1 protein-coding gene is annotated in these 1938 nt (G+C 66.4%); it reads left to right on the forward strand.

The genetic code is table 11. The features are described 5' to 3' along the window. The first annotated feature begins 231 nt into the window (after positions 1 to 231). A complete protein-coding gene (locus tag AB0B48_RS32950; protein ID WP_357208521.1) occupies positions 232 to 1890 on the forward strand; it encodes a hypothetical protein in 1659 nt (552 codons plus the stop codon). The last annotated feature ends 48 nt before the right edge of the window (positions 1891 to 1938 follow it).

Here is a 1938-nt window from a genome sequence, read left to right on the forward strand (position 1 = left end):
GGCGTACCCGTTTGAGCAGGTCAGGGGCTTGCGGGCCGGCTTGGGTGGGGTGTGTCGTTCCCAGCCCCGGTGGGGGCAACATGAACCTAATGTGGGCTTCTCTCGGATAAGCCCGCGAGGCGAGGAACCTTCTCATACGGTGGTTTTGGGAGCTACAACCGATTTGTAGCAGGGGACGCCCGTCTGACGGCGGCGACCCTGTCTGGTACGAGGAGAGGGCAGAGAGCTCCGATGTCCAACTACCTAACGAACAACGAAGCCTCCGGGCGGGCGACGGCCAAGAGCCGCCGCAAGCTCTGGCTCGCCAGTGGCGTGGCCGGTTTGACGGGCGTGATCAGTCTCGCGGCGGTGGGCGTCGCGGGCAGCGCCGGAGCGGTCGGCTTGAACTGGAACACCGCGCAGGTCAGCAAGGACGGCGACCAGCGGGGTGACGAGGCGCGCGACTGGAACAAGGACGAGGACCGGAACAAGGACAAGGACCGCGACAAGGACCGCGACAAGGACCACGAGCGCGGGAAGGAGGTGCCCTGCGACACCGACAAGCTGATTCAGGCGATCGTGTTCGCCAACAACAAGCACGGCGGTGTGCTGGAGCTGGCCAAGGGCTGCACCTACAACCTGAGCCGCAACGACTACCAGGGCAACGGCCTGCCGGTCATCACCGAGCGCATCACCCTGAAGGGTGAGCACACGACGATCGCCCGGGAAGCCACTGCGGACTACTTCCGCATCCTGAACGTCGGCGCGGGCGGTCACCTCACCATCAAGGGCCTGACCATCAAGGGTGGACAGACCCTCGAACGCTACAACAGCGTCGAGCCGGCGGCCGTCTGGGCGTCGTACTCGGACTCCGAGGCGATCGCGGCTCAGGTGAAGGCGGGCGTTCCGCTGAACCAGGCGCTCACCGCCCGGCAGGCCAACCCGAAGGCGGGCCTGACGGCCGCTCCGAAGGTCACGGCCAAGGCCGCGCCGGCTGCCAAGCCGGGTGTCGTCACGCCGCTCGTGGAGTACCCGGAGGACACCGACGGCGCCGGCATCCTGGTCCAGCCGGGCGGCACCGCCGAGATCCTGGAGTCCGAGGTCGTCCTGAACCAGTCGGGCGGCAACGGTGGTGGTGTGGCCAACTTCGGCACCACGAAGATCTGGCACAGCACCGTGACCCGTAACACCGCCTTCTTCTTCGGTGGCGGTGTCTTCAACGCCGGCCTGCTCAAGGTCGAGGAGTCGAAGATCACCGACAACACTGCCATCATCGGTGGTGGCGGTATCTCCAACGGCGCCGCTCGGATCTTCGCCGACGACGTCGACGGCGGAACGGTCGAGCTCAAGAAGGCCGAGATCAACGACAACGAGACGCTGGGCTTCGGCGGTGGCTACCTCGACATCGAGGGCAACACCACGGCGTACGGGACCAAGTTCGTCTCGAACACCGCGGTCCTCGCCGGCGGCGGCCTGGCCGCGGCGGACAGCCAGCTCAACCTGCACGAGGTCTCGGTGGAGCGGAACAGCACCGCCGGTGTCGGTGGCGGTGTCGCCATCGCGTTCGACAGCGCTGTCACGTTCGAGAAGAGCAGCATCAAGGACAACACCGCCGGCTTCTTCGGCGGCGGGCTCTTCAACGCCTTCAGCGTCACGACGCTGCGCGACAGCGAGGTTGCCGGTAACCGGGCCATCGGCCCGATCGGGGTCGGCGGCGGCATCTTCAACATCTTCGGCGAGGTCAACCTGTCGAAGACGAAGGTCGCCCACAACTTCTCCACCTTCGAGCCGGGCGGTGTCTTCAGCTTCTTCGGAGACGTGAACGTGGACGACAAGTCCGCCATCACCGCGAACCGTCCGACCAACTGCCTGGCCATTCCGGGCGGCACCATCGAGAACTGCTTCGCCTGATCACCTCAGGGTGAGCACGGCGTAGCGCCAGCACAACGGGCCGGCCCC

The sequence above is a fragment of the Micromonospora sp. NPDC049089 genome, from assembly GCF_040648775.1.
Lineage (GTDB): Bacteria > Actinomycetota > Actinomycetes > Mycobacteriales > Micromonosporaceae > Micromonospora.